This is a genomic window from Kribbella voronezhensis, from assembly GCF_004365175.1.
GTDB classification, from domain to species: Bacteria; Actinomycetota; Actinomycetes; order Propionibacteriales; family Kribbellaceae; genus Kribbella; species Kribbella voronezhensis.
Genome location: NZ_SOCE01000001.1, coordinates 913,963 through 940,348, shown reverse-complemented (window position 1 = coordinate 940,348; position 26,386 = coordinate 913,963). Strand labels below are relative to the sequence as shown.

At 69.6% G+C, this 26,386-nt stretch carries 11 protein-coding genes and 1 tRNA gene; 4 read left to right on the top strand and 8 right to left on the bottom strand.

Annotated elements, in window-relative coordinates; translation table 11 throughout:
* Nucleotides 1–57: 57 nt before the first annotated feature.
* The 4 genes from EV138_RS04095 to aceE all read right to left on the bottom strand — a co-directional run bounded on the left by EV138_RS04095 (nucleotide 58) and on the right by aceE (nucleotide 5,995).
* The gene (locus EV138_RS04095; protein ID WP_133977100.1) at nucleotides 58–1,677 is read right to left on the bottom strand and encodes a helix-turn-helix transcriptional regulator; all 1,620 of its coding nucleotides are present in this window, start codon (nucleotides 1,675–1,677) and stop codon (nucleotides 58–60) included.
* 41 nt (nucleotides 1,678–1,718) lie between these two features.
* Nucleotides 1,719–2,819, bottom strand: a complete 1,101-nt coding sequence (locus tag EV138_RS04090) for a flavin-containing monooxygenase (RefSeq protein WP_133977099.1) — start codon at nucleotides 2,817–2,819, stop codon at nucleotides 1,719–1,721.
* Nucleotides 2,816–3,124 (bottom strand): hypothetical protein, encoded by a 309-nt coding sequence (locus tag EV138_RS04085; protein WP_133977098.1) that lies wholly within the window; start codon nucleotides 3,122–3,124, stop codon nucleotides 2,816–2,818. The genes EV138_RS04090 and EV138_RS04085 overlap by 4 nt, the downstream gene beginning before the upstream one ends.
* A gap of 141 nt (nucleotides 3,125–3,265) precedes the next feature.
* The gene (gene aceE / locus EV138_RS04080) at nucleotides 3,266–5,995 is read right to left on the bottom strand and encodes a pyruvate dehydrogenase (acetyl-transferring), homodimeric type (protein WP_238158398.1); all 2,730 of its coding nucleotides are present in this window, start codon (nucleotides 5,993–5,995) and stop codon (nucleotides 3,266–3,268) included.
* A 298-nt stretch (nucleotides 5,996–6,293) separates the two neighbouring features.
* On the opposite strand from aceE, the gene EV138_RS04075 reads away from it, so the two are divergent.
* From EV138_RS04075 to EV138_RS04060, 4 genes are all read left to right on the top strand, one after another.
* Nucleotides 6,294–6,740 carry a DUF3052 domain-containing protein gene (locus tag EV138_RS04075; RefSeq protein WP_133977096.1) on the top strand — a complete coding sequence of 149 codons (447 nt, stop codon included), beginning with the start codon at nucleotides 6,294–6,296 and terminating at the stop codon, nucleotides 6,738–6,740.
* Between the two features lie 7 nt (nucleotides 6,741–6,747).
* The gene (locus tag EV138_RS04070; protein ID WP_133977095.1) at nucleotides 6,748–7,224 is read left to right on the top strand and encodes a peroxiredoxin; all 477 of its coding nucleotides are present in this window, start codon (nucleotides 6,748–6,750) and stop codon (nucleotides 7,222–7,224) included.
* 33 nt (nucleotides 7,225–7,257) lie between these two features.
* Nucleotides 7,258–7,329: transfer RNA gene (locus EV138_RS04065), tRNA-Val, on the top strand.
* 413 nt (nucleotides 7,330–7,742) lie between these two features.
* Complete coding sequence (locus EV138_RS04060) at nucleotides 7,743–19,124, top strand: non-ribosomal peptide synthetase/type I polyketide synthase (protein ID WP_133977094.1); 11,382 nt, start codon at nucleotides 7,743–7,745, stop codon at nucleotides 19,122–19,124.
* 123 nt (nucleotides 19,125–19,247) lie between these two features.
* Here EV138_RS04060 and EV138_RS04055 read toward each other — a convergent pair whose 3' ends face one another.
* The 4 genes from EV138_RS04055 to EV138_RS04040 form a co-directional block, all read right to left on the bottom strand.
* Nucleotides 19,248–19,793, bottom strand: coding sequence for a hypothetical protein (locus EV138_RS04055; RefSeq protein WP_133977093.1), 546 nt, complete (start codon nucleotides 19,791–19,793; stop codon nucleotides 19,248–19,250).
* A gap of 342 nt (nucleotides 19,794–20,135) precedes the next feature.
* Nucleotides 20,136–21,161: an ROK family protein gene (locus EV138_RS04050; protein WP_133977092.1), complete on the bottom strand. Its 1,026-nt coding sequence runs from the start codon at nucleotides 21,159–21,161 to the stop codon at nucleotides 20,136–20,138.
* A gap of 10 nt (nucleotides 21,162–21,171) precedes the next feature.
* Nucleotides 21,172–21,798, bottom strand: a complete 627-nt coding sequence (locus EV138_RS04045; protein ID WP_238157949.1) for a DUF7158 domain-containing protein — start codon at nucleotides 21,796–21,798, stop codon at nucleotides 21,172–21,174.
* Nucleotides 21,795–26,138, bottom strand: coding sequence for a glycoside hydrolase family 38 N-terminal domain-containing protein (locus EV138_RS04040; protein WP_133977091.1), 4,344 nt, complete (start codon nucleotides 26,136–26,138; stop codon nucleotides 21,795–21,797). Before EV138_RS04040 ends, EV138_RS04045 begins: the two co-directional genes overlap by 4 nt.
* Nucleotides 26,139–26,386: the final 248 nt, after the last annotated feature.

Genomic DNA, 26,386 nt, shown 5'->3' with positions numbered 1-26,386 from the left:
CCGCTGCGTCGGCCTCACCCTGTTTTCGAGCGCCACCTACCTACGAGCGCCGCAGGCCTAGAGGAGATCGTGCTCGCGGGCGTACGCGACCGCCGCTGTCCGGGACGGGACGTCGAGCTTGACGAAAATGTTGGACAGGTGCCGGGCAACGGTCTTGTCGCTGAGGACCAACTGCTGAGCGATCTCGGTGTTGCTGTTGCCGGCCGCAACCAGTTGCAGCACTTCGAGTTCGCGCTGGGTGAGACCTCCGGGCGCGTTCCTGCCGAGCAGCTTCTCGACCTCCTGCCGGCCGGCCACGGCACCGACGTCGCTGAAGATCCGGAGCGCGGCGGCCAGCTCGGCGGTGGCCGAGTCCTCGTCGCCCAGGCTCCGGAACGCCCGCCCGACGAGGACCATGGCACGGGCAACCTCGTACGGCGCCTGCAGGGTGCTCCACAACTGCTTCGCCTGCCTGGCCTGGGGGAGAGCGCGGTCGGCGTCACCGGCTGCGGCCGCCACCAGCGCGGCGCAGTATGCGGCCATCGCCCGCAGACCGCTGCACCCGAAGCTTTCCGCGACCCTCGTCAGCTCGGTCGCGGCTGCTTCGGCTTCGTCGCTCTTGCCGGTGGCGACGAGGACTTCGACCGCTGCTGGAAGTAGCCGGGACCTTTGCACCGGCCCTGGAGTCTCGGCCAGCAATCGCCGTACTGCGGCGCCGGCCGCCGGCGCGCGGCCCCGAGCCAGCCACAGCAGGGCCAGCCCGGGCTGAGGTTCGTAGCCGAACCCCGAGGCTTGCTGGTAGCAATCCTCCGCCTGCGGGTAGGCGCCGCGGATCCGCAGTACGTCGCCGGCCTCGCTCATCGCGAACCCGGCCGCAGACTGGACACCCGACGCGGCGTAGCGGCGACAAGCCCGTTCGAACTCCTCGAGTGCCTCCGCGAACTCTCCCCGAAGGCGCAGGATCTGACCGCGGTGCACGGCGCACTGACCGGTGAAGGGCACCAGCCCGGTCTGACCGTCACACCAGCGGGTCAGCGCCGTGGTCCACGCGGAGGCACGGCCGAAGTCCAGCACCTCCTGGCAGGCCTCGATCATCGCGCAGTAGACGTTGCCCGCGAAGATCGGCGACAGTTCGCCGGCAGCCACCGCGACCATGGCCTCGTCCAGCAGCGCGAGTCCTTCCGGCACCTGGCCGGCGTACATCAGGGTCCGGCCCTGGCAGACCAGGCCCTGGGCCAGCAGATCTGGTTCAGCATGCCGGCGGCCGAGTTCGGTGATCTCGGCCGCGACCCGCACCGCGCCCGGGAAGTCCTGCTGGTCGAGGTACCGGAAGAAGTCGTGGATCAGCAGGTAGCCGCGTTCCACCACGTCGGCCGGCTGGTCCGCGAGCAGTCGCTGGGCCCGGGCGGACCAGCCGCCGGCGACGGCCACCTCGCCGCGAACGCTCAGGACCAGGCCGAGCCAGAAGGCGAACCGGACCGCTCGCAGCGTGTCACCGCCGTCGACCGCGACCTGATAGCCGCGCTGCAGAGCCCGGACGCACGCGTCGTCGTCGCCGGCCAGGTACGCCGCGGTGCCCAGCTTCAGCAGGTCGTCCGGGCCCAGGTCGGCCACTACCGCCAACTGGTCGTAGGCGGTGGCCCAGTCCCGCTGTTCGAACGCCTTGCGCGCCTGCTCGAGGTCGTCGACGATGCCCATCGCGTAGCCCCCTCCCTGCCGAGGATACGCGCGGGAGAGCATCACGCGGCAGCGGCAGAACGGATCGCTCCCGAGCGGGCCACGATGCGCTCGGCAACATAGTGCGCGTCCCGGCCCACGCCCGGCAGAGTCATCGAGGCGAAGGCGAACTGGAAGCACAGGCCGCAGAAGAACAGGCCAGGCGCGCCGGCGGCGACCCCACGCACCTCCTCCGGCCACCCGTCCGGTCCGAACACCGGCAGGTCGATCCAGTCGAACACCTGCCGGAATCCCGTGCTCCAGACGACGTTGGCGACGTCCAGCACCCGTCCGTCGTCGAGAACCGGCCGCCCGTTGCTGACCCCGGTGACCCGGTGGTGGACCCGCTCGACCCCTCGCCCGAGCAGGTCCGCCCGCTTCACCCGGAGCATCGGGCCGCCGTGGTAGCGGATCTCCTGCATCTCCTTGCGGCCCATCGGCGTCCGGCGGGTCAGCAGGTACTTCCCGACGAAGAGGAAGACCGGGAAGAAGACCCGGGCGCCCTTCTTCTCCAGCCGGACCGGGATCTGACCCGGGTCGCGGCCGCAGAGCACGGTCGGGTGGGTCAGGGCAACCTCGTAGGCTATGTCGGTCCCCGAGTGCGATCCGCCGACCACGAGCACCGGTCCGTCCTTCAACTGCCCGGGACGCCGGTACTCGCTGGAGTGGAGCTGCCGGATGGCGGGATCGAGATCCACGGCGTACTCCGGCAGGTACGGCGTACGGCCGAAGGTGCCGGTGGCAACGACGACGTTCCGGGCGAGGATCCGGTGGTCACCGATCGTGACGGCGTACCCGTCCTCGGCCGCTTCGAGCCGGTCCACCCGGGTGCTGGTCCGCACCGGCAGGTCGAATCGGGCGGCGTAGGACTCCAGGTAGTCGGCGACCTCGTCCTTGCCGGGGTACGACCAGCGGTCGCCGGGGAAGGGCAGACCGGGCAAGCCGTCGTACTTCCTCGGCGTGTAGAGCCGTAGGCTGTCCCACTGCGCCCGCCAGTTGTCGCCGAGCCGGGCGTTGCCGTCCAGGATGACGAACTCCCGGCCAAGCTTGCGCAGGTGGTAGCCGGTGGACAGGCCGGCCTGCCCGGCGCCGATGATGACGGTCTCGATGCTTTCGGTGTTCATGTGAGCCTCCGCTCGGTGTTCAGCGCGCCACGGGGCTGGGCGTGCCGGTAGCGCAAGCACCACAGCAGCATCAGTCCGGACGTCACGACGTAGAAGCCGTGCAGGGCCCAGATCGGGCCCAGCGGCAGGTGCACCACGTAGATGCAGTGGACGGCGTTGCCGACGTTGGCGAGGACGAGGTTCGCGAGGCTGTACGACGCGAGATCCCTGGTCCGGAGCGCCTTGAACATCATCGGCAACGTGCTCGACGCGAACAGGACGGTGGAGATCGTCCCCGCGAGGAGAGCAACGCTTGCGCCAGTCATGTCACTGACGGTAGGAAGCGCGGGGCATCGGTCGCGTCGGACGGAATGCCCAATTCGGGTGTGGCCGGTGATGGGTGATTTGTCGTAGGGACGCCGAAGGGCCGCCCACCCGATCGGTGGACGGCCCTTCGAGGTACTACGTCAGGCGCCGGCGCCTTCCTGCTTGACGCCGGCGACTGCGGTCGGGTCGTCGATGCGGTACTTGCGGGCGGCCTCGGCGGCCACCTCGCGCTTGACGTCGCCGCGCTTGGCCAGGATTTCCAGCGTGGCGACGACGATCGACTCGGCGTCCACGTGGAAGTGGCGGCGGGCGGCCGCCCGGGTGTCGGCCAGACCCCAGCCGTCGGTCCCGAGCGAGGTGTAGTCGTTCGGCACCCAGCGCGAGATCTGGTCCTGCACCGCGCGCATGAAGTCGCTGACCGCGACGACCGGGCCCTTGGTGTCCTTCAGCTGCTGGGTGATGAACGGCACCCGCTCGTCCTCGTCGGGGTGGAGCAGGTTGTGCTCCTCCGCGGCGATCGCGTCGCGACGCAGCTCGTTCCACGACGTCACCGACCAGATGTCGGCGGCCACGGAGTACTCCTCGGCGAGGATCTGCTGGGCCTTGCGGACCCACGGCAGCGCCACGCCGGACGCGAGCAGCTGCACGCGCGGTACGTCGTCGCCCTCGGCCGTCTCGTACTCGTTGAAGCGGTACATGCCCTTGAGCAGGGCCGCCACGTCGAGGTTCTCCGGCTCGGCCGGCTGCGGAACCGGCTCGTTGTAGACGGTCAGGTAGTAGAAGACGTCCTCACCGAACGGCTTCTTCTCGTCCAGCCCGTAGCCGTACATCCGCCGCAGGCCGTCCTTGACGATGTGCGCGACCTCGTAGGCGAAACCGGGATCGTAGTGCACCGCCGCCGGGTTCGAGGAGGCGAGCAGCGGCGAGTGCCCGTCGGCGTGCTGGAGACCCTCACCGGTCAGCGTCGTACGGCCCGCGGTGGCGCCGATCAGGAAGCCGCGGCCGAGCTGGTCGCCGAGCGCCCAGAGCTGGTCGCCGGTGCGCTGGAACCCGAACATCGAGTAGAAGATGTAGAACGGGATCATCGGCTCGCCGTGCGTCGCGTACGCCGTACCGGCAGCGATCATCGAGCCCATCGCGCCGGCCTCGCTGATGCCCTCGTGCAGCAGCTGGCCCTTCTCGGACTCCTTGTACGACAGCAGCAGGTTGCGGTCGACCGCCTCGTAGGTCTGCCCGTGCGGCGAGTAGATCTTCGCCGTCGGGAACATCGAGTCCATCCCGAAGGTCCGGTACTCGTCCGGGGCGATCGGCACGATCCGGTGCCCGATCTCCGGGTCCTTCATCAGGTCGCGGAAGAGCCGGACGAGCGCCATCGTGGTCGCCACCGGGGTCTTGTCGCTGCCCTTGCTGAGCGGCTTGTAGACGGCGTCGCCAGGAAGCTTCAGCGTCTTCGGCCGGACCCGGCGCTCGGGCAGGAAACCGCCGAGCTGCTTGCGCCGCTCCATCATGTACTGGTGCTCCGGCGAGTCGGTGCCGGGGTGGTAGTACGGCGGGTTGTAGGCGTCCTCGAGGTCCTTGTCGTCGATCGGCAGGTAGAGCCGGTCGCGGAAGGCCTTCAGGTCGTCCGAGGTCAGCTTCTTCATCTGGTGGGTCGCGTTGCGGCCCTCCAGCGCCTCGATCGTCCAGCCCTTGATCGTCTGGGCCAGGATCACGGTCGGCTGGCCGACGTGCTCGGTGGCGTTCTTGAACGCGGCGTACACCTTGCGGTAGTCGTGGCCGCCGCGGGGCAGCTTGCGCAGGTCCTCGTCGGACAGGTTCCGGACCATAGCCTGCAGCCGCTGGTCGCCGCCGAAGAAGTTGTTCCGGATGTAGTCGCCGGACTCCACCGAATAGGTCTGGAACTGGCCGTCGGGGGTGGTGTTCATCTTGTTCACCAGGACGCCGTCGTGGTCCTGCGCGAGCAGCGCGTCCCACTCGCGGCCCCAGATCACCTTGATGACGTTCCAGCCCGCGCCGCGGAAGAACGCCTCCAGCTCCTGGATCACCTTGCCGTTGCCGCGGACCGGGCCGTCCAGCTGCTGCAGGTTGCAGTTGATCACGAAGGTGAGGTTGTCCAGCTCCTCGCGGGCGGCCAGGCCGATCGCGCCGAGCGACTCCGGCTCGCCCATCTCGCCGTCACCGAGGAACGCCCAGACGTGCTGCTGGCTGGTGTCCTTGATGCCGCGGTGGTGCAGGTACCGGTTGAAGCGGGCCTGGTAGATCGAGTCCAGCGCCGCCAGCCCCATGGAGACCGTCGGGTACTCCCAGAAGTCCGGCATCAGCCGGGGGTGCGGGTACGACGACAGGCCCTTGTGCGGGCCGCGGGAGACCTCCTGGCGGAACCCGTCCAGCTGGTCGGCGCTGAGCCGGCCCTCGAGGAAGGCGCGCGCGTACATGCCGGGGGAGGCGTGACCCTGGATGAAGATCTGGTCGCCGCCGCCGGGGTGGTCCTTGCCGCGGAAGAAGTGGTTGAAACCGACCTCGTACAGGCTGGCCGCGGACTGGTAGGTGGCGATGTGACCGCCGACCTCGAGCCCCTTGCGGTTGGCCTTGCTGACCATCACCGCGGCGTTCCACCGGATGAAGGCCCGGATCCGCCGCTCGATGTGCTCGTCACCGGGGAACCACGGCTCGCGCTCGGGCGGGATCGAGTTGATGTAGTCCGTACTGCGCAGCGCCGGCACTCCGACCTGCCGCTCCCGGGCCCGCTCGATCAGCTTGAGCATCAGGTAGCGCGCCCGGCCCTTGCCGCGTTCGTCCAGCACGGCGTCGAGCGATTCGACCCATTCACGAGTTTCGTCGGGGTCGATGTCGGGGAGCTGGGTCGGCATCCCCTCGGTGATGATGGCTGGTGGTTCGTGTCCGGAAGCCACGGTGTCCTGCCGTTCTCTCTAGGTCGGTCCTCCCGGCAATCCTGTCACCTGTTCGGAATGCGTTCTACTTTGCATCCACAACGATGCACTTTCTCCCCGCCCGGGCCCGGTCGCAGCGGACACGGAACGTCCACGGCACGCGCATACCGGACACGTCACGGAACCCTCGTGCATACTTGCGCGACGCGGTAGGCCACGATGGACTACTGCTACTAACGCCTACCCCCGGGCCTGCGGGGACGACGGAGGAGGACACGTGAGCGCGACCGCGGACCACGCGGACGGCAAGCGCGGCGAGCCGAACATGGCCGCCCGGCTCGGCTTGGAAAGCGGCTGGGTCGTGCAGGAACTCGGCTACGACGACGACTGCGACGACGATTTCCGGGACGCCATCCAGGAACTGACCGGCGAGCCCTTCGTCGGGGAGGAGACGGACGAGGTCGTCGACGCCGTTCTGCTCTGGTTCCGGGAGGACGACGGCGACCTGGTGGACGCCTTTTTCGACGTGCTGACCGACCTGAAGGCCGGCGGCGTGGTGTGGCTGATGACTCCCAAGGTCGGCCGCGAGGGCTACGTCGACGCCAGCGAGATCGCCGAGGCAGCACCGACCGCCGGACTGTCCACGACCAGCAGCCTGACCCCGACCGAGGACTGGTCGGCCACGAAGCTGATGATGCCGAAGTCGCCCCGGGTCAAGAAGTGATCCGCCGGTGACCGCTGCCGTCCCTGGGGTCGGCAGCCAGGCACCGGACTTCGTCGCCCGCAACCAGCACGGCGAATCCCTCCGGCTCTCGGACTTCCGGGGCCGGCGGGACGTCGTGCTGGTGTTCTACCCGTATGCCTTCAGCGGGGTGTGCACGAGCGAACTGACGGCCCTGCGCGACCGGCCGGACCTGGCGGCCGCCGCGGAGGTCCTGGCTGTCTCCTGCGACCCGATGTACACGCTGCGGGCGTACGCCGACTCCACCGGACTCGAGTTCGGCCTGCTGAGCGATTTCTGGCCGCACGGCGCCATCGCTTCGCAGTACGGGGTCTTCGACGCCGACCGGGGCTGTGCGGCCCGCGGGACGTTCGTGATCGACCAGGCCGGGGTGATCCGGTGGTCGATCGTCAAACCGATCTCCGAGGCACGCGACCCGGACGACTACCTGAGGGCCTTGGCGGAACTTCACCCAGGTCTCGGATAGACTCCTCGCTCGGTTCGGCAAGTAGTAGCTCCAGGGCGCTTAGCTCAGCGGTAGAGCGCTTCCCTTACAAGGAAGATGTCGGGGGTTCGATCCCCTCAGCGCCCACCTTCAATTCCGTTCCCGGTGCGATCTGACCGTACTGCGGACGTCTTCGGTGGATGCGTATCGCGAGCCGCCGACGCTCGTTGACCCCAGTAGCGGTCGGCCGGTTGATTCTTAACCTTCGGCTGCAGGAACTGGCTCTGCCAGGCCGGTCTGTGGCTGGTAGGGTTCACGGCTGTCGGTCGGACGATGACGCACCGGGTACGCCTGGTCGCGGACTCGCGTCGATCGACGGTTTTACGGGGCCTGTTCTGTCGGTGAGAGCTAGCGAGACGGGTGTGCCCTGAGCCCGGCTCCGTCCAGTGGGGGAGGCGTGTGTCCGTGGGTCGCCGACTGGCTGCCAGCCTCCGCCGCGTCGGTGCCGGCCTGACGAGGCCGGCCTTGGAGTTCGCCCTGGAGCCGGCCCTGGAGCTCGCATGGTGAGGAACGGGGCGGATCGGCCGGCGATCAGTACCGGGCCGGCGTTGATGATCCCCGCCGGGTATCCGCGCGACCTGCCCAGCGCGCTGCTGCGGGCCGCCCGCGACTTCAGTACGTCGGGCGTCGTCGAGATCGGCCCGGACGGCCGCGAGACCCGGCTCGACTTCCCGACCCTGCTCGAGCTCGCCGCCCGGATCCTGGCCGGCCTGCGCGCGAACGGCGTACGGGCTGGTGATCCGGCCGTCGTGCACTGCACCGAGCCGGTCGGGTTCTTCGCCGCGTTCTGGGCCTGCACGCTCGGCGGCATCAGGCCGCTGCTGATGGCCCCGGCCGCCGAGGGCGACCGGACCGAGGAGGGGCGCGAGCGGCTGCGCAAGGTGACCGACCTGCTCGGCTGGACGGTGCTCATCGGCCGTCCGTCGGACCTGCCGGACGACCTCGGGCTTCCTGTCCTCGATCCGGACGCGCTGGCCGGGCACGAGCCCACCTCGGAGTTCCACCGGCCGGCCGCCGACGACGTCGCCGTACTGATGATGTCGTCGGGCAGCAGCACCGGGACGCCGAAGATCATCCAGCTCACGCATCGCGGCCTGGTCGAGTTCGCCGCCGGTACGCCGGCGATGCTGCCGGTCCGCCCCGGCCAGACCACGCTGAACTGGCTGCCGCTCGACCACAGCGGCGCCTTCCTGCTCTACCACCTGCTGCCGGTGTTCGCGGGCTGCACCAACATCCACGTCGCGACCGACTGGGTGCTGTCGAACCCGCTCCGCTGGCTCGACCTGATGGACGCCCACCGGGTCAACCACTCCTGGGCGCCGAACTTCGGCTACCGGCTGGTCACCGCCGCGATCGCCGGCGAGCCCGATCGCCATTGGGACCTGTCGGCGCTGCGGAGTCTGGTCAGCGGCGGCGAACAGATCACGGTGCCGGTCGTGAGCGAGTTCCTTCGGTTGACGAACCGTTTCGGCGTCGTACCGGAGACGTTCGTCGCGGCCTGGGGGATGACCGAGACGGTCACCGGGATCACGTTCGCGCGACCGGGGCTGACGCCGAACGTGCACCGCGTCCGGATTCCACCGACCGGCGTCGTCGAATGGGTCGACCAGCGGACGACGGCCGGCAAGGTCGCCGTGGCTCGACCGGGAAAGACCCGGGCGGAAGCTCCCGGCGTCCTCTCGCTGGTTTCCGTCGGTACGCCGGCGCCCGGCGCCACCGTGCGCATCGTCGGCCCCAACGGCGCCGTACTGCCCGAAGGCCGGATCGGCCAGCTCCAGATCGCCTCCGCCCGGGTCACGCCTGGCTACCTCGGCAACCCCGACGCCGACCGGGCCGCCTTCCCCGCCGGGAACTGGCCGGCCCGCAAGTGGCTGGCGACCGGCGACCAGGCCTTCATCACCGGCGGCCAGGTCGTCATCACCGGCCGCGACTCCGAACGCATCATCCTGAACGGCCAGAACTACTACGCCCACGACATCGAGACCGTCGCCGCCTCGGTCCCCGGCGCCGAACTCGGCCTGGTCGCCGCCTGCGGCATCGCCGACGCCTCGTCCGGCACCGAACGACTGGTCATCTTCTTCGCCACCACCGAACCGACCGCGGACGGCTCACCCGACGCGGTTGCCGAGGCGATGCGAGCGGTCCTGCACGACCGCCTCAAGCTGACGGCGCAGGTGGTCGGCGTACCGCGCCGCCACTTCCCGACCACCCCCGGCGGCAAGATCCTCCGCCCCCTGCTCAAGCAACGCTTCATCGACGGCAGCCTCAACGCCCCCAGCTCCCCGTACGGCGAACCGCTCCGCGCGAACACCCCGTACGGCGCCCCCGCCGGGGTGGAGGACGACTCCGAGCAGACAACAGAACTCCCGGTCGTCCGCCTCGCGTGGCGCCGCACCCTCGCAGACTCCATCCCTACCCCGCCCCAACGCCCCACCCTCGGCGCCAACCGCCACTCCGCCGCCCCAACCATCGACCCCGCGGACGCCGACGAGCCGCCGGCAGACGGGTCGTCGGTTGGCGAGCACCCGACCGAGGCGATCGCACCAGAAACCCCCGAAGAAGCCGGCCTCCCGCCAGAACCCGCCCACCCAACCGAAACCACCCCGGAACAGTCGGAGCAGGCCCAGCCAGACCCTCGCGATTCCGCTGCGCTCGCCACACCTGAGCACCCGGAAGCCGACTCCGCAGAGACCGCCGACCGCGAGATGGCCGACGCCATCTCCGCGCAGCAATCTGCCCCGGAGCTGAACGAGCCGGAACAGCCCACCGATGTCGACGCCTTCACCACGGCCCCGATCCACGACACCGACGAACAACCGGCAGAGGAAACCGCACCAGGAATCACCAACGAGCCGGCCGAAGACGACGCCGTCGACCCAACGCGCGCCCAACCCGCCGACGCATCCGCAGAGCCCACCGACTCGACGACACCCCTCGAACCAGCCGAGCCTGCTGAGTTCGTTCACCCGACCGAAGCCACCCCGTCCGAGGCAGCCAGCGAACCCCCCGCACCAGCGGCCGACTCCGAGCCGGCCGCCCCATCGGACGAGGCGGCCGCTGCCGACACTGATCCCACGGAAGCGACCGAGACTGCCGATCCGGCGCCCGCCACCTCCGCGGACGCCGAGCCCTCGGAGACCGCCGAGCCGCCGCAGTCCGACCTGGCACCCACGACGGGTGAGGCGAACGCGCAGGCGCCCGTGAAGGGTGAGGCGAACGCGCAGGCGCCCGTGACGGGTGAAGTGAACGAGCTGGCTCCCGACGGTGAATCCACGGAGCCGCCCGCCGAGGCTGAGCCCAGCGAGCCGGATGCGGATGCCGAGTCCATGGAAGCGCCGGAGACTCTTGAGCCGGCTGTTGCCGTCGCATCCGCCGATGCCGAGCCTGCGGAGACCGCCGAGCCGACGGAGCCCGCATCGGCTGCCGTGACGAGTGAGTCGCCTGCACCGGCCCCCGACGGCGAGCCTGAGGATCCGTCCGCTGTGCCGACGGAGCCCGCATCGGCTGCCGCGACGAGTGAGGCGCCTGCGTCGGCCTCCGACGGCGAGCCTGCGGAGCCGTCCGCCGAGGGTGAGTCAACGGAAGCGCCGGAGACAACTGATCCGGCTGCTGCCGTCGTATCCGCCGATGTCGAGCCCGCGGAGATCGCCGAGCCGGCAGAGCCCGCGCCGGCTCCCGACGGCGAACCTAAGGAACCGGCTGCCGAGGTCGAGCTCAGCGAACCGACTGCCGACGGTGAGCTGGCGGAGGCACCGGCTGCTGAGGATGAGCCCACCGAATCGATCGAAGCTGCTGAGGCGGCGGAGGCCGTCGCGTCCGCGGGTGTCGAGCCTGCGAAGACCGCCGAGTCGGTGGAGTCTGTGCCGGTTGCCGTGACGAGTGAGGCGGATACACCGGCTTCCGACGGTGAACCAACGGAACCGGCTGCCGAGGCCGAGCCCACCGAACCCGCTGCCGAGGCCGAGCCCACCGAACCGGCTGCCGAGGGTGAGCTGGCGGAGGCACCGGCTGCTGAGGCGGATCCCGCCGAACCGGCTGCCGAAGCTGAGGCTACGGAAGCGATTGAAGCTGCTGAGGTGGCGGAGCCCGTCGCGTCCGCAGCTGCCGAGCCGGCGGAGGCCGCCGAGGCCGCGGAGACCACCGAGCGTACGGAGGCCGCCGAGCCGAGGGAGTCCGCGGCGGCTCCCGCGACGAGTGATGCGGACGCGCCGATTGGCGACGGTGAGCTGGCGGAGGCACCGGCTGCCGACGCTGAGCCCCCAGAAGCACCGGCTGCTGAGGCTGAGCCCACAGAAGCACCCAAGGCTGCTGAGCCGGCGGTTGCCGTCGCATCCGCAGCTGCTGAGCCCTCGGAGGTTGCAGGACGCGCCGAGATCGCGGACTCGGCGGAGGCCGCGCTGGCGGTCGTGACGGGTGATGTGGACGCGCCGGCTTCCGACGGCGAGCCTACGGAGCCGTCCGCCGAGGTTGACCCCACCGAACCGGCTGCCGCGGCTGAGGCCACGGAAGCGTCGGGGGCTGCTGAGCCGGCGGAGGCCGCGCTGGCGGTCGTGACGGGTGATGTGGACGCGGCGGCTTCCGAGGGTGAACCTACGGAGCCGGCTGCCGAGGTTGAGCCCATCGAGGCGGCTGCCGAGGCCGGACTCACCGAAGCGACCGAGGGTGCTGGGCTGGCGGTTGCTGGTGAGGACTTCGATGTCGAGTCTGCGGCGATGGTCGAGTCGGTTGGGGCCGAGTCGGCTGACGTGGCGCGGGGAGCTGACGCGCCGGCGGCCGGTGAAGGGGCTGAGGCGGAGGAGGTTGACGCATCGGCGGATGTCGAGGCTTCGGATGCGTCAGGTGATGAGGAGATCGCTGAGGCGATTGAGGCTGCGGACGAATCCGATGAGGTGCCGGCCGAAACCGACGAAGTACCAGTACGAGCCGGCGAAGTACCAGCCCAAGCCGACGTAGTACCAGCCCAAGCCGGCGAAGTACCAGCCCAAGCCGACGTAGTACCAGCCCAAGCCGACGAAGTACCAGCGCGAGCCGATGAGGTGCCGGACGAAACCGGCGTAGTACCAGCCCGAGCCGGTGAAGTACCAGAGCGGGCCGGGGAAGTCTCGGTTCGGTCCGATGAGGGCTTGGCCGGGGGTGCGGGCGCTTGGGTGGGGGATGTTGTTGGGGTGTTCCGGGCCGTGTTGGGTGAGGAGGTTGACGAGCGGACCGGGTTGATCGGGCTGGGCGTCGACTCCGTCGCGATGGTGCGGGTGCATACGCGGTTGCAGGATGTGCTGGGGATCGAGTTTCCGCGGGCGGTGATGTTCGAGCAGGAGTCGATTCTTGCTTTGAGCAACTACCTGGAGCGGCATGCGGACGAGTTCCGTAGTACGGCGGCGGCGCATTCGAGTGAGCAGGCGCGGAGTCAGGTCAAGCCGACGAGGAAGCCGGCCAAGAAGCAGGTCGTCGAGCCGATCGCGATCATCGGGCTGGCCGCGCGGTTCCCGGGTGCGGACACGCTCGAGCAGTTCTGGGACAACCTGGCCGGCGGGGTGGAGAGTCTGCGCCGGTTCACTCCGGACGAGGTCGGCGGCGCGAAGGATGCCTTCGGCAACGAAGAGCTGGTGGCGGTGAGCGGTGCGCTGGACGACGTGGAGTCGTTCGACGCGGAGTTCTTCGGGTTGAGCGACCGGGAGGCCGAGCTGACCGACCCGGCGCAGCGGATCTTCCTCGAGGTGTGCCAGCACGCGCTGGAACACGGCGGTCACGCCGGAGCAGCCGGCCGGATCGGCATCTTCGCCGGGTCGGGGATGAACCTCTACACCCAGCAGAACCAGCCGCCCGACTTCCTCGCCACCAGGGTCGCCTACCGGCTCGGACTCACCGGCCCCGCGATCGGCGTACAGGCTGCGTGGTCGTCTTCGCTGGTGGCGGTTCACCTTGCCTGCCAGGCGTTGCGGTCCGGCGACGCGGATCTCGCGCTCGCCGGTGCCGCCGCAGTACACGTGCCGCAGGCAACGGGTTATCACCCGAGCCCGGAGTCGATCCTGTCGCCGACCGGGCATGTCCGGGTCTTCGATGCGGCAGCCGACGGCACCGTCGGCGGCAACGGTGTCGCGGCGGTCCTGCTGAAGCGTCTCGACCAGGCAGTCAAGGACGGCGACACGGTGTACGCCGTGATCCGTGGTTCCGCGGTCAGCAACGAGACCGACCGGGCCGACCTGGTCGAGCACGCGCTCGAGAAGGCCGGCGTACCAGCCGATTCGCTCAGCTACATCGAGGCGAACGCGACCGGAACCGCCGTCGAGGACGCCCGCGAGTTCCGCGCACTCGCGACCGTACTGCGCAAGCACACCGACAAGGTCGGCTTCTGCACGATCGGCTCGGTCAAGCCCAACATCGGCCACCTCGACAGCGCCGCCGGCATGGCCGGGCTGATCAAGACCGTGCTGATGCTGCAGCACCGCACGCTGGTCCCGACCATCAACCACACGAAGGTCGACCCCGAACTCCCGATCGCCAACAGCCCGTTCGTGATCGGCACCGAGTTGCGCGAGTGGGAAGCCGGTACGCCGTTGCGCGCCGGAGTCAGCGCGCTCGACGTGGGCGGCACCAGTGCGCACGTGATCCTCGAAGAAGCACCTCGGCAGGTTCGCCGTGGCGACGACGGCCCGGTCGTGCTGCCGCTGTCGGCGCCGGATCCCGAGGCGCTCACCGAACTCGTCGACCTGTTCCGCGTCGACCTGGAGCACGGCACCGGCCACCGCCTCATCGACCTCGCCAACACTGCGGCACTCGGCCGGCAGGCCCACCGTCATCGGGTTGCTGTGACGGGCTCGTCCGAAGAAGAGCTGGCCGAAGCACTCGGTACTACGCAAGCCGTCGCCGTACCGCGCGGTGGACCCGGCCCACTCGGCTTCGCCTTCACCGGTCAGGGTGCTGCCCGTCGCGGGATGGCTGCGGGGCTTGCTGCGCGGTTCCCGGTCTTCCGGTCGGTGCTGGACGAGTGCGACAAGGTGTACGCCGAGGAGTTCGGCGGCAGCCTGCTGGAGCTCCTGCTGACACCCGCTGGCTCGTCGGAAGGCGTGTGGCCGACCGAGACGGCTCAGCCCGCGCTGTTCGCCTTCGAGGTAGCGCTGGCGCGGCTCTGGCAGTCGTTCGGTGTGCAGCCCGCGTTGGTTGTGGGTCACAGCGTCGGCGAGTACGCCGCGCTGTGCGTGGCCGGTGCCCTGTCGCTGGCGGACGGCGTACGGCTGACGGCCAAGCGCGGCGAACTCATGCAGCGCGGGACTGTGCCGGGCGCGATGGTGGCGGTCCGTGCCGACGCTGACCGCGTACGCGAGCTGGCGCAGTCCTCCGGCGTGGAGATTGCCGCCGGCAACGGACCGCAGTCGTTCGTGCTCACCGGTACCGAGGTGATCGTCGGGCAGCTCGCCGAGCAGCTCGACCGGCTCGAGGTGTCGTGGCAGCGACTGGATGTCGATCGGGCGTTCCACAGCTCGCTGGTGGATCCGATCCTCGGTGAGTTCGCCGACGTGGTCGCGCAGATCTCGCTGCGCCCGCTGCGGATGCCGATGGTGTCGAGCTGGTCCGGTGAACTGCTCGAAAGCGGTACGGCGCTCGACAGCGACTACCTGGTCGGGCAGTTGCGGCAGCCGGTGTTGTTCGGTGACGCGGTGGAGGCGTTGACCGCGGCCGGGTGCCGCCGGTTCCTGGAGCTCGGGCCGGACGCAGTACTGAGCCCGGCGGGCCGGCGGATCGCACCGAACAGCACCTGGATTCCGGCGCAGCGACTCGGCCAGGACCCGGTGCTCGCGACGATGAACGGCCTCGCCGAGCTGTACGCGCAAGGCACCGAGATCGCCTGGTCGAAGGTCTACCCGAACGCCGGACGCGTACCGCTGCCGCTCTACCCGTTCCGCCGCGTCCACCACCCGGTCGACACCACCACTCCGTCGATGGCATCCGCGGCACCTTCATTGCCCGGAGCAACAGACCTCGGTACTACGGCGCGCCCGGTCATGCGCGCCGAGGGTGCCGACGCGGGTTTCCGCCCGGCACTGAAGAAGATCCCGCTGGACCCGCCAAGCTCCAACGGGCTCACCGAACAAGCCCACGAAGAGCCCGAGGAACACTCCCCGTTCGCTCTCCCGGCAGAAAACACCCACCCCACCAAGCCCACAGAACTCAAAGCGGCCCCGACGCCGCCGACCACCGCCAAGAACACCGAAAACTTGGCGAACCCCGACTCCGAGTCAGCAAACGACGCCGAGTCGCGGCCCGATGTCGAGCCGCCGAGCGACGCCGAGCCGGCCGTCGAACCCGAGTCGCCGGACGCTGCTGAGTCGTCGAGCGACGCCGGACAGCTTGTCGAGGCGGAGACACCAGGCGCTGTCGAGCCGTCGGGCGACGCCAGGCAGCAGGCGGAAGCGCTGACCGGCACCGAGTCGTCGGACGACGACGAGCCGGCGGCCGTGACCGAGCTGTCGGGTAGTGCTGAGTCGGCCGGCGACCCCGAGCCCGAGTCAGCAGACGACGCCGAGTCGCGAGCCGGTGTCGAGTCGTCGGGCGACGCCGAGTCGTTGACCGACGCCGAGTCGTTGACCGACGCCGAGTCGGCAGTCGAGGTCGAGTTGCCGGATGCGGCTGAGTCGTCGAGCGATGGCGGGCAGGTAGTCGAGGCGGAGGCCTCGGGTGGTGTCGAGTCGTCGGATGACGCTGGGCAGGTTGTCGAGGCGGCGGCGCTGGCCGGACGGGCTGGGGGTGGTGCGGATGAGGTGGCGGAGCGGTATCGGGATTCGCTGGGCGTCGTACTCGATCTGACCGGGGAGCAGTTGGGGCTCGAGCCGTACGACGTGACGGTGGATCACACGTTCGCCGAACTCGGTGCGGATTCGTTGTCGATGTTGCGGGTTGTCGAGGAGGTCGGGCAGCGGTTCGGTGTCGAGCTGGCGGTGAGCGAGCTGTTCGACGAGCTGGACACGCCGCACAAGCTCGCCTCGGCTGTTGCCTCGCGCAACCTTTCCGACGGCGCGGTCGATCCGCTCGACCTGCTGCGTCCGGCGGCGCCGGAGAAGGCGCAGGCGGATGCTGCTGAGGCGAAGGATTCCCGGACGGCGCTGGCTGTCCTCGGGTCGGGGCTCGCCGAACTCGCGGCGAAGGTCGACGCGGCCGCCGCGGCGACGAGTGAGGCCGATCTACCGGGTTCGGGAATGGCGGCGCTGATGTCGCAGCAGCTGCGCGTCGCCGGTCAACTGGTCGACGGCGTCACCAAGCTGATGCACGAACAACTCGCCCTCCTCAACGAATCCACCCAGCAGACGCGCGCTCGAACCCGCGCTGAAGAAAAGGCGATGCCGGCAAAACCGAACGCCGAGCCGGCCAAGGCTCACCCCACGAAGAACCCACCAACCGCAAAGAACGTGGACACTGCGAGCACCGCGAAGGACGCGGGACTCGCGCAGGCTGCGGAGAACATAGGATTCGCCGCGAAGGACGTCAGTGTCGCGCAGGCTGCGGAGAACATGGGATTCGCCGCGAAGGACGTCAGCGTCGCGCAGGCTGCGGCGAACATGGGATTCGCCGCGAAGGACGTGAGTGTCGCGCAGGCTGTGGTGAGTACGGAGACTGCGGGTGCCGGCGAGAACGCGGGGGAGAAGCAGGCTGCGGATCTGGGGTTTTGGCAACGGGTGTTGGCGGGGGCGCAGCCGCTGGTGCTGCCGACGGATCAGCCGCGGCCTGCGGCGCGGCCCGAGGTGGCGTCGGCATCGCTGGAGCTCGATTCCGAGCTGGGGGACGCGATTTTCGTGTTCAGTCGGGAGCGGCGGGTCAGTCCGTTGATGACGATGCTCGCGGCCGTCGGCACGGTGCTCGGGCGGTTCGCGGCGCAGGACGACATCACCATCGGCACGGCCGCTCTCCGCGGAGCAGGCAACGCTCCCACCAAGGGCCCGCGCGCGCTCCCACTCCGCATCGACCTGTCCGGCGAACCGCAGCTCGGTGATCTCGCGCAGCGGGTCGGCGAGATCACGATCGCCGCGTTCGACCACGCGAGCGCCGACCTCGCCGTACTGGAGCAGGATCCGCTGTTCCAGGTCCTGGTCGAGTTCGAGCCCGGTGACGACGAGCTGGCGCCCGACCTCGATCTGCGCCTCCGCCTCGCGCATCACCCCGGCGGCATCCGCTGTACTGCGGACTACCGGTCCGGCCTGTTCGATCACGCGACCATCGAGCGCGTCCTGCACTATCTCGAAGCCGTACTCCGGCGCGCGATCGCCGAGCCGGAATTGAGCCTCCCGGACCTGATGCTCCCGATCGAAGCCGACCGCGTACTCCTCGCCGAGTTCGAAGGCGAACCGTCACCGACGGGCCCGATCGGTCGCGTACGCCGGAACGCCGTGGTCGCCGGTGAGCTCAGCGGCTTGCACACGTTGTTCGAGCAGCAGGTCGCCAGGACACCCGATGCGGTCGCCGTGATCCAGGGCGACCGGGAGTTGACGTACGCCGAGTTGAACCGCCGGTCGAACGCGGTCGCCTGGCAGTTGGTGGACCTGGGCGTCAAGCCGGGCCAACTGGTCGCCGTACGGGTGGCTCGTGGTGCGGAGCTGGTGATCGCCGTCCTCGCCGTTCTCAAGTCCGGTGCGGCCTACCTCCCGCTGGACCCGGGCGTACCGGAGTCGCGGTGGTCGTTCATGGTCGCCGACTCGGGCGCGGTCGCGCTGGTCGGTGATGACGCCGCGCTGGCCGATCGGCTCGGATTGCGGCTGGTTCCGGTGACCGCTGTCGACGGGGATCTCCGCGCGAAGCAGGCGCCGCCGGTGCGCGCCGCGGCCGATGATGTTGCCTACTGCATCTACACGTCCGGCTCGACCGGCAACCCGAAGGGCGTCGCGGTACCGCATCGCGGCCCCGTCAACCTGGTTCGGCACTACCTGCGGACGAGGCGCTCGTTGCGGACGCTGCAGTGGACCTCGTTCGGTTTCGATGTCCACGTGCAGGAGCTGTTCACCGCGCTTGCTTCCGGCGCGGCGCTCGTGGTGATCGGCGAGGACGACCGCTACGACCCGGACGAGGTGGTCGCGGCGCTGACGAAGTACGAGGTCGAACGGCTGTTCATGACGTTCACCCCGCTGACCGCGCTGCTGGCGACGATGCCCGAGCTGCCGAAGTTGCCCGCGCTCCGGGAGATCGTCGCGGGCGGCGAGGCGATGGTGCTGACGCACGGGATCAAGGAGTTCCTGGCGGCGCACCCCGACTGCCTGCTCTACAACGAGTACGGGCCGACGGAGGCGTCGGTGGTGACCACGATTCATCAGGTCGACCCGGCCGAGGAGCGGCCGTCGATCGGGCGGCCCATCGACGGCGTGGTGGTCCGGCTGCTCGACGAGGCGCTCCGCCCGGTCCCGGTCGGTGCGATCGGCGAGATCCATCTGGGTGGTGCATCCGTTGCCCAGGGCTACCTCGGGCGGCCGGACGAGACCGAGGCGGCGTTCGTCGACGACCCGGCGCATCCGGGTGGGCGGCTCTACCGCAGTCGGGATCTCGGGCGCTGGCGGGCCGACGGCACGCTCGACTACCTCGGCCGGGTCGACGACCAGGTGAAGATCCGTGGTCACCGGGTGGAGCCGGGTGAGACCGAATACGTGCTCGCCGACCTGCCCGGAGTGGTGGACGCGGTCGTGGTGGCCAACACGGATCCGGCCGGCGACACCTGCCTGATCGGGTACGTCGTCCTGGAGGACAGCGACCCCGCGGTACTGGCGCGGTTACTGCTCGAACTCACCAAGGAACTTCCGATCTACCTGGTCCCGGCCGATCTGATCCCGATCGAGGAACTCCCGCTCGACGCCAGCGGCAAACTGGACCGCGCCCGCCTGCCCGAGCCGGAGTGGCTCAAGGGCTGAGGCTTCCGCCGGACGCGGGGCCTCAGGACGTCGGTTCTGCACCGTGGACGGGGGTGTTGCCCCAGTGGCGGCCCTCCCGCAGCCACCGGCCCACCGTCCGCGGTGCAGAACCCGCGTCGATCCTCATCCCTCCCGAGGATCGATCGCACTCCCGGCCCTTCGGCGCAACAGCGCGAAGGCGCTGATCACGCAGATGAGCAGGGAATAACAGGCCCAGACGGGTCCGACGTTGCCGAGCTCGGGTCCGTTCCCCAACGACCCGAGCGCGATCACGACGGTGACCACGCCCAGCGCGATCAGTGGGCCTGTCCAGCCCAGCACACCCATCCGCAGCGGTTCCTCGATCTCGGAGTCGTCCGAGGCCGGTGCCGACGAGATGGCCTGGCCCCGGAGGGCCTCGTGCAGGGCCGCGACGCCGCACGACGCGGCGACGTTCAACAACAGCAGGCGGCCCGCGACGTCCTCGATCGCCCTGCCGCCCGGACCGACCGTGCCGTGGATCACGGCGTACAGGTCGACGGGGACGGTGGCGAGGGCCGCGAGTACGACCACCAGCTGGAAGAGACGCGGCCGGCGCACAGCAGCGCGCAGCCGGCCGTTCCCGGTCATCGTGAGGGCCACGAGGACGGTGAAGAAAACTGCGAAGATCAGGAGTACTACGACGTCCATCTGGACCTGTCCCTACGGTCGTGCACCGCGCTCGGCGGTGCTGGTGGACGTGCATCCCTCCACTGCTCTGCACGCGCGGGCGGCGGAAGGTCGTCCTTCCGCCGCACACGCGTACGGTCAATCCCTGGCATGCAGGCCCCCCTGATTGCCCTTGGATGACGTGCCCCCACCCCATCCATCCGTTGCATCGCGTGGACAGGGCCAATCGTTACAGGGTTTTGGGCAATTGAGTAAAAACTGCACAAAATTGCTCGGGAGACCCTTTTCCGCACGGATCAGATGTGTGCGAAGAGTTGCTCACCGTGTCAGCACGGTGACGGTGGCGCCAACTGCCGGACGCGCCTACCCGGAGGCATCCACCGTGGTTGGTTGCCCCAACCTGGGATCGTTGCCGGAGCCGGCACCCGGTCGCGGGCTTCTGTCAGATTGTCCGGCAGTTGCGAGACCGGCCGGTTCCAGTGCGTCCCGGCCGAGCCGGGCGGCTCCGATCAGGCCGGCATTGGGAAGCTGCGCCGGTACGACGGTCAGTTCGGCGACGAACGGTAACTGCGCGAAGCGCTTCACCCACCGCTGGACCGGGTCGAACAACACCGGTCCGGCCTTCGCCACCCCGCCACCGATCACCACCGTGGTCAGGTCCACGGTGACCGCGGTCGCGACGATGCCTGCGGCAAGCGCTTGGGCGCCGTCGTCGAAGACGGCCAGCGCGATCTCGTCGCCGGCGGCCGCGTCGGCGGACAGCACGGCCGCATCGACGGCCTCGTCGCTTCGCCAGCCGCGCCGCTTCGCCCGGGCCACCATCCGCGGCCCGCTGGCGTACGTCTCGACACAGCCGAACGACCCGCACGCACACGCTTCGCCATCGAGGTCCACCACCATGTGACCGAGGTGGGCCGCATTGCCCGACTGGCCGAGCAGCGGCTTCCCGTCGAGCACGAGGCCGGCGCCGACTCCGGTGGAGACCACGATGCCGAGCAGGTTGTCGACGGTGCGCCCGGCCCCGGTCCAGAACTCACCGAGCGCGAAACAGTGACCGTCGACCCCGAGCCTGACCGGTACGCCGCCGACCAGGTCGCGCACCCGGTCCACCAGCGGGAAGTTCCGCCAGCCGGCGATGTTCACCGGCGAGACCAGACCGTACTGCTGGTCGAGCGGCCCGGCCGACCCGATCCCGACCGCCGCCGGGGTGGCGTCGTCACGGATCCGGTCGATCAGCTCACCCAACGCGGCGAACACCTGGTCCGCATCGCCGGCCGGTGTCGGGATCCGGTCCTCGCGGACCAGCCGGCCGTCGGCGGAAACGATCGCGGCGGCCATCTTGGTGCCGCCGATGTCGATGCCGAGTACGGTCACTGCCTCGTCGCTCATGGTCCCCCCGTCAGTGCCGGTGCAGATTGTCAGGTTGAGAGCTGTCGCCCGGATGCTCGAGGCCGTGCACCAGCCGGACCCGTTCGTGCAGGGCCGCATTCAGCCAGCGAGCGAACGACTCCAGCCGGGCACTGTCCAGCAACTCGGCGTGCCAGCGGGCGACCGGTACGTCCGGGTCGCTCGGTGGCTCCTCGCCGAGGACGTCTGCCGCGTACTCGAGCTGAGCGCGGGGGATCCGCACGTCCTGGCTGACCAGGGCGGCCAACCGGCGTACGGGCTCTGAGCAGGCGATGGCGGCAGCGGTGATCGAGCCGACCGCGATCGCGGTGGAGACGTCCAAGGGCTTCGCGGGGGTTTGCGGTACTACGTCCTCGCGGCGGGCCAGTTCGTCGATGCATAGCTGCTCGGTGAGGACGACCTGGGCGACCCAGCGGGCGAGCTGGCGACCCTCTCGGCTGTCCTGTCGAGGCAGTACGCAGGCGATGTCGCTCGCACGGAGTGTGGCAAGACGGTCGTCGAGCAACCTCCGCGGTACGGGCTCGCCGTTCAGATATCCCATCACCTCCGGCGGTGCGTGCTCCGCGCCGTGACCATGTCCATGACCGTGACCATGGCCGTGCTGGAGGGTGGCCGTCACGAGATCTCCAGCCGGACGGTCGGTGCGTACTGCGCCCGCCCGAACCACATCACCTTCGGCAACACCCACGCGTGAGCCGGCGTGGCATCCGCCGGCGCCACGACAGGCACCGGGACGACCATCGACGACCTGGGCGGTACTACGACTGCCTGCACCGGCTCGGGCAGCCAGGACCAGGTCCCGTACGGCGACGCAAGCTGCAGCTCGGCCCGGATCTCCGAGAAGGTGTTGTTCGCGAAGGTGAGCTCCAGGGTCTGCGTGGTGCCGGGTGTCAGTCGCAAGTCCTCGGTCGATGGGGTCACGGTCAAGCCGGTGGGCCGTCCCGGTTCGCCCTCGACGGCACCGGATCCGTGCTCCGGTGGCTCGGCGGGTGGCAGTGCGAAACCGATCGTCGCGTTCAGTTCGGGGCTGTCGCCGAGGAACACGGTGACGACGTCCTCGACCGCCTGTACTCCGGCGCCGCCGGCCAGCTCGTCCGTCCGGGTGGTCACGCGGGCCGCGACGAAGTACTGCCCGGGTTCGGAGTCGGCCGGCGTGACTTTGGCGAGGTGGCGGACGTAACCGCCCGGCTCGAGCTCGAGCTGGACGTCCGGTTGGTCCGAGGTCCAGCCGGGTGGGAGGTCGAGGGTGAGGGTGCCCCGGGCAACGGAATCGACGTACTGGTTGGCGATCACCAGCTCGACCTCGAAGGGCTTGCCGGCGGTGCGGGCGATGGTGGGGGAGATCGAGAGGCTGACCGGCAGGAAGCCCATCTGGGCGGGGCCGCGGTTGTGCAGCCAGTAGCGCGAGTACGACGGCTGGGCGAGCTCGGCCTGCCGACCGAGGATGACGGGCTCGGCTGGTTCGGCGGTGTCGACGTCGAGGACGAAGGTGTCGACCGCCGAGCCGGCGAGGTCGACCGTGAGCTTGCCATCGGCAACATCCAGTGGTGCGCCCCGGTGTTCGAGGAGGTCCGCATGGCAGGCGCCGGTGATGGGGACGGCTGAGGTGATGGTCGCCGTCGCGCCGAGGCCGGTGGCCTCGATCAGGCGGAGGGTGACGCCCTCGCGCGGGTCGGACGGCGTACCGGAGCCGTGGGCGATCGGGTTGCCGGCCGGCTTGAGGGTGGAGACCAGGACGTCTCGTTCAGGGGAGACCTGGAGGAGGGAATGGGTGGCGGGCAGCAGGCCGTCGTGTGCCGTGGTGGTTGCTGCTAGCAACGGAGATGAGAACTCCTGGCCGCGCGACGGCAGGTGCTGTGCGCGCCAGTCGCCGTCGCCTGCTGTCAACGCGTACCGGAATTCGTGGGTCCAGTGCTGCAGTTGGAACGACGAGCCGTCGGGTGTCGACCGACGCGGCGGGTCGATCCAGATCCCCGCCGGCCAGCCGCTGCAGGACCGCAGCAGCGAGGCGTGCAGCGCGCCGGTCGCATCCACTGCGAAACCAGGCAATCCATAGGTGAGCAAGGCAACGGTCGCGTCGACAAACTCCTCGACCACGCCGTCGCCCACCACCGTCGCGCTGATCCGAGCCTCCGCCAACTCCGCAACAGCCCGCTCCACAGCAGCCGCATCCGGCAACACCAGCGCCGAGATCGTCCGCACCCCCCGCACATCCGCATTCGGCTGCCACACCTCACCCAACGCGGTCTCAGCAGGAACGAAGTGCGCCGCAGCTCCAGCGCCTTCGGCGCCGCTCGCCCCAGGCGTGCTTGCGCCGGCTCGCGCCTGCACGCCCGCGCCGGCACCAGCGCCTGCGGCGCCGTTCGTGCTCTTGCTCAGGAGGGAATCGGTGAGAGGACTGTTGCCGACGAGGATTCGGAGGTCGGGGAGGTTGGAGTCGACCTTGAGGTTGCCGTAGCGGGAGCCGCCGGCCGGCGAGGTGGTGGCGGTGACGCCGACCCGGGCCAGGGCGACGACCAGGTCGCGGACGTCGGCCGGTTCGGTGTCGTCCGGTACGACGATCTCCGCGACCGCCACCGGGCGGGTGCCGACTTCGTTGCCCTCGGCATCGAGGAGCGAGATCCGGGCGGTCGAGCCGAGGCCGAACCAGGTGTTCGCCGGGTTGTCCAGCGTCCACGGCGCCTGCTCGCTGTCGACGTCGATCAGGCCGAAGCCGCGACCCACCACGGCGCCGGCGACCTCGCTCAACGGCAGTGCTCCCGGCACGTCGGCGGGGAACTTCACCCGGACGAGCCGATCCGACTGCGCGTGGTCGAGGATCCGGGTGGTGAACTCGACCCGGTCGAGCCCGGCGTACAAGGTGATCACGGACTCGTACGCGATCCCGTCCACCTCGCCGCGGCTCACCACCCTGCTGCCGAGCGGCCCGCTCTGGGTGAGCACCTTCGCGGGCCCTTCGGACGAACCGACCACCGGCCCGGACGGCGTGAGATGCCACGGCCCCTCACCGAACCGCGGGTGGTCCGGGTACTCCTCGTAGACCCGGAGCTCGTTGCCGAGGCCCTTCAGTACCTGACGTCCGGACCGCTTCTCCAGGATCGAGCTGACCGCGCCACCTCGCGACGGATCGACCGTCACGCGGAAGAACTCGTTCTCGACAGCATCAGCAGAATCGGCCGGCCCCCACGACCCCGCAGTACCGGCGGTCAGCTGGTAGGTGCGCCATCCCAGCGACGGCACGTCCTCGGCGAGGAACGTCAGCCGACCGCCCTCCACCACCGACGGCAGCTCGACGCCGTCGGCCGTCAGCACCCTCACGTCACCTTCGACTGGGACGGAGACGAGGTCGGTGCGGGTGAAGGAGAGCGTGTTGGTGACGACCACGACATCCGAGCCGAAGGTGCTCGTGTCGATCCGTGCCGCGAACGCCTCCAGTGCTGCGGACCGCGCCGCATCGGAGAGGTCGTGCGCCTCCCGCCAGCCGGTCAGCAGGTCGATGTAGACCTGGTCCGACTCCGAACCGGTGATCGCGTCGTGGTGCGCGCCGTACGCGAGCTGTCGCCAGACCTTGTCGAGCGAAGCCTCCGCGAACCGGCCGAGCCCGAGCAGTTCGGCGTACGTGCCCAGCTTCTCGGCATCGACGGCAGCGACCTCGGCAGCACGCTGGGCCTGCTTGGTGTCGATGTACGAGACGTCCTTGCCGGTGTAGATCGGGTTCATGTCCCGCGACTGCGGTGACGGCTTGCGCCCGGACTCGTCCAGCTCTGTCCGCACGCGATCCATGAACTGCTTCGTCGTACCGCAGACGAACTTGGGCCACGCATAGCGGTCCGCCCAGTCGTGGTGCAGTGCGGTGATCCATGTGCTCGGCGGCGAGTAGTCGTCGCCGACCGGCAGCAGGACGTTCTTGGTCGCCGCGACCGTCTTCAGCCGTGCGAACAGCTCGTACGCCGTTTCGCCGGCCGCCGTCACGTTCGGTGCGTGCTGCAGCTCCCAGCCGGAGCCGTAGTGGTCGGGCATGTAGTGGGTGAGTACGCCGTCGCCGCTGGGGCTGATCCACTCGAACTCGCTGTGGAACTGCATCACCGTGGCGCTGCCGGACCTAGGGTCGCTCCAGGCCTGTCGCAGCGGTCCCCACTGGTGGAACGGTCCGCGGGCCCACGCACTGCCCGTCAGCCCGGCCTTGGCGAGATACCCGGGGAACTGCGGGTCGTGCCCGAACACGTCGAGCTGCCACGCGTTCTGTGGGTCACCGCCGAGGATGTCGCGCTGGTAGCCCACGCCGTACACGATGTTGCGGATCGTCGTCTCCGCGCCGGTCAGGTTGGTGTTCGGCTCGTTGTAGGTGCCGCCGATGATCTCCACGCGGCCCTCGGCGATCAGGCGCCGCAGTACGGCCCTGTGCTCGGGGAAGGTGTCGAAGTACGGCTTGAGGTAGTCGAGCTCGGCCAGTACGAAGCAGTACGCCGGGTCGCGGAGCGCGAGCTTCAGGTGCGCGTCGACCAGGCTGAAGGCGTTGTGGGTGTACACAGGTCGGGTCGTGCCGTCCGCACCGAGCAGGTCCCAGCCAGTCGTGTACGCCGCTTGGGTGTTCCACCAGACCGGGTCGTAGTGGAAGTGGGACACCATCACCATCGTCCAGCCCGGCTCCGCGATGGTGACCTGCCCACTGTCGGCCGCCAGCTCACGGTCGCCCGCGACAACTGTCACCGTGGCGTCAACGGAGGTCCCGTACTGCGTACGCAGCGCCGCGGCGACCTCGAGGGGCACCTCCAGCAGGGTGGCGCCGTCCCCGGCCGCGACCTCCGCAGTACCGGAGACGCCGTCGCCCGCGACCTGCACGGTGAACGCGCCGTCGGCAGTGGATCGGTCGAGCTCGATCCGCAGCACCTGGCGCGGGTCGTCGTCGTGGCCGACGAACAACTCGGGTGAGGACACGCGGGTGATCTGCACAGTCACGGTGATGGAGCTCCGTCGAAGGCGGCGGACAGGTCGGGAGACAACGTTATCCGTAACCGGGTCATTGAGCGAGAGGAAACGGGGGCCAATCCCCGGTGAACGCGCAGGTCACCGCCTGGGATGTGCCCGGACAAAGCCTGACAACGATGGCCTCCAGCCTCCCCAACCGCTCGATTTCCACGCCTTTCGTCACACCCCGCCACAGCATTGCTCCCCACGTGGTCGCGGTCGGCTGTGTGATGGACGCC

Coding starts and splice junctions, on each gene's coding strand:
- EV138_RS04055 (WP_133977093.1), bottom strand. CDS start 19,793: ATGGACGTCGTAGTACTCCTGATCTTCGCAGTTTTCTTCACCGTCCTC.
- EV138_RS04085 (WP_133977098.1), bottom strand. CDS start 3,124: ATGACTGGCGCAAGCGTTGCTCTCCTCGCGGGGACGATCTCCACCGTC.
- EV138_RS04060 (WP_133977094.1), top strand. CDS start 7,743: ATGGTGAGGAACGGGGCGGATCGGCCGGCGATCAGTACCGGGCCGGCG.
- EV138_RS04050 (WP_133977092.1), bottom strand. CDS start 21,161: ATGAGCGACGAGGCAGTGACCGTACTCGGCATCGACATCGGCGGCACC.
- EV138_RS04095 (WP_133977100.1), bottom strand. CDS start 1,677: ATGGGCATCGTCGACGACCTCGAGCAGGCGCGCAAGGCGTTCGAACAG.
- EV138_RS04090 (WP_133977099.1), bottom strand. CDS start 2,819: ATGAACACCGAAAGCATCGAGACCGTCATCATCGGCGCCGGGCAGGCC.
- aceE (WP_238158398.1), bottom strand. CDS start 5,995: ATGCCGACCCAGCTCCCCGACATCGACCCCGACGAAACTCGTGAATGG.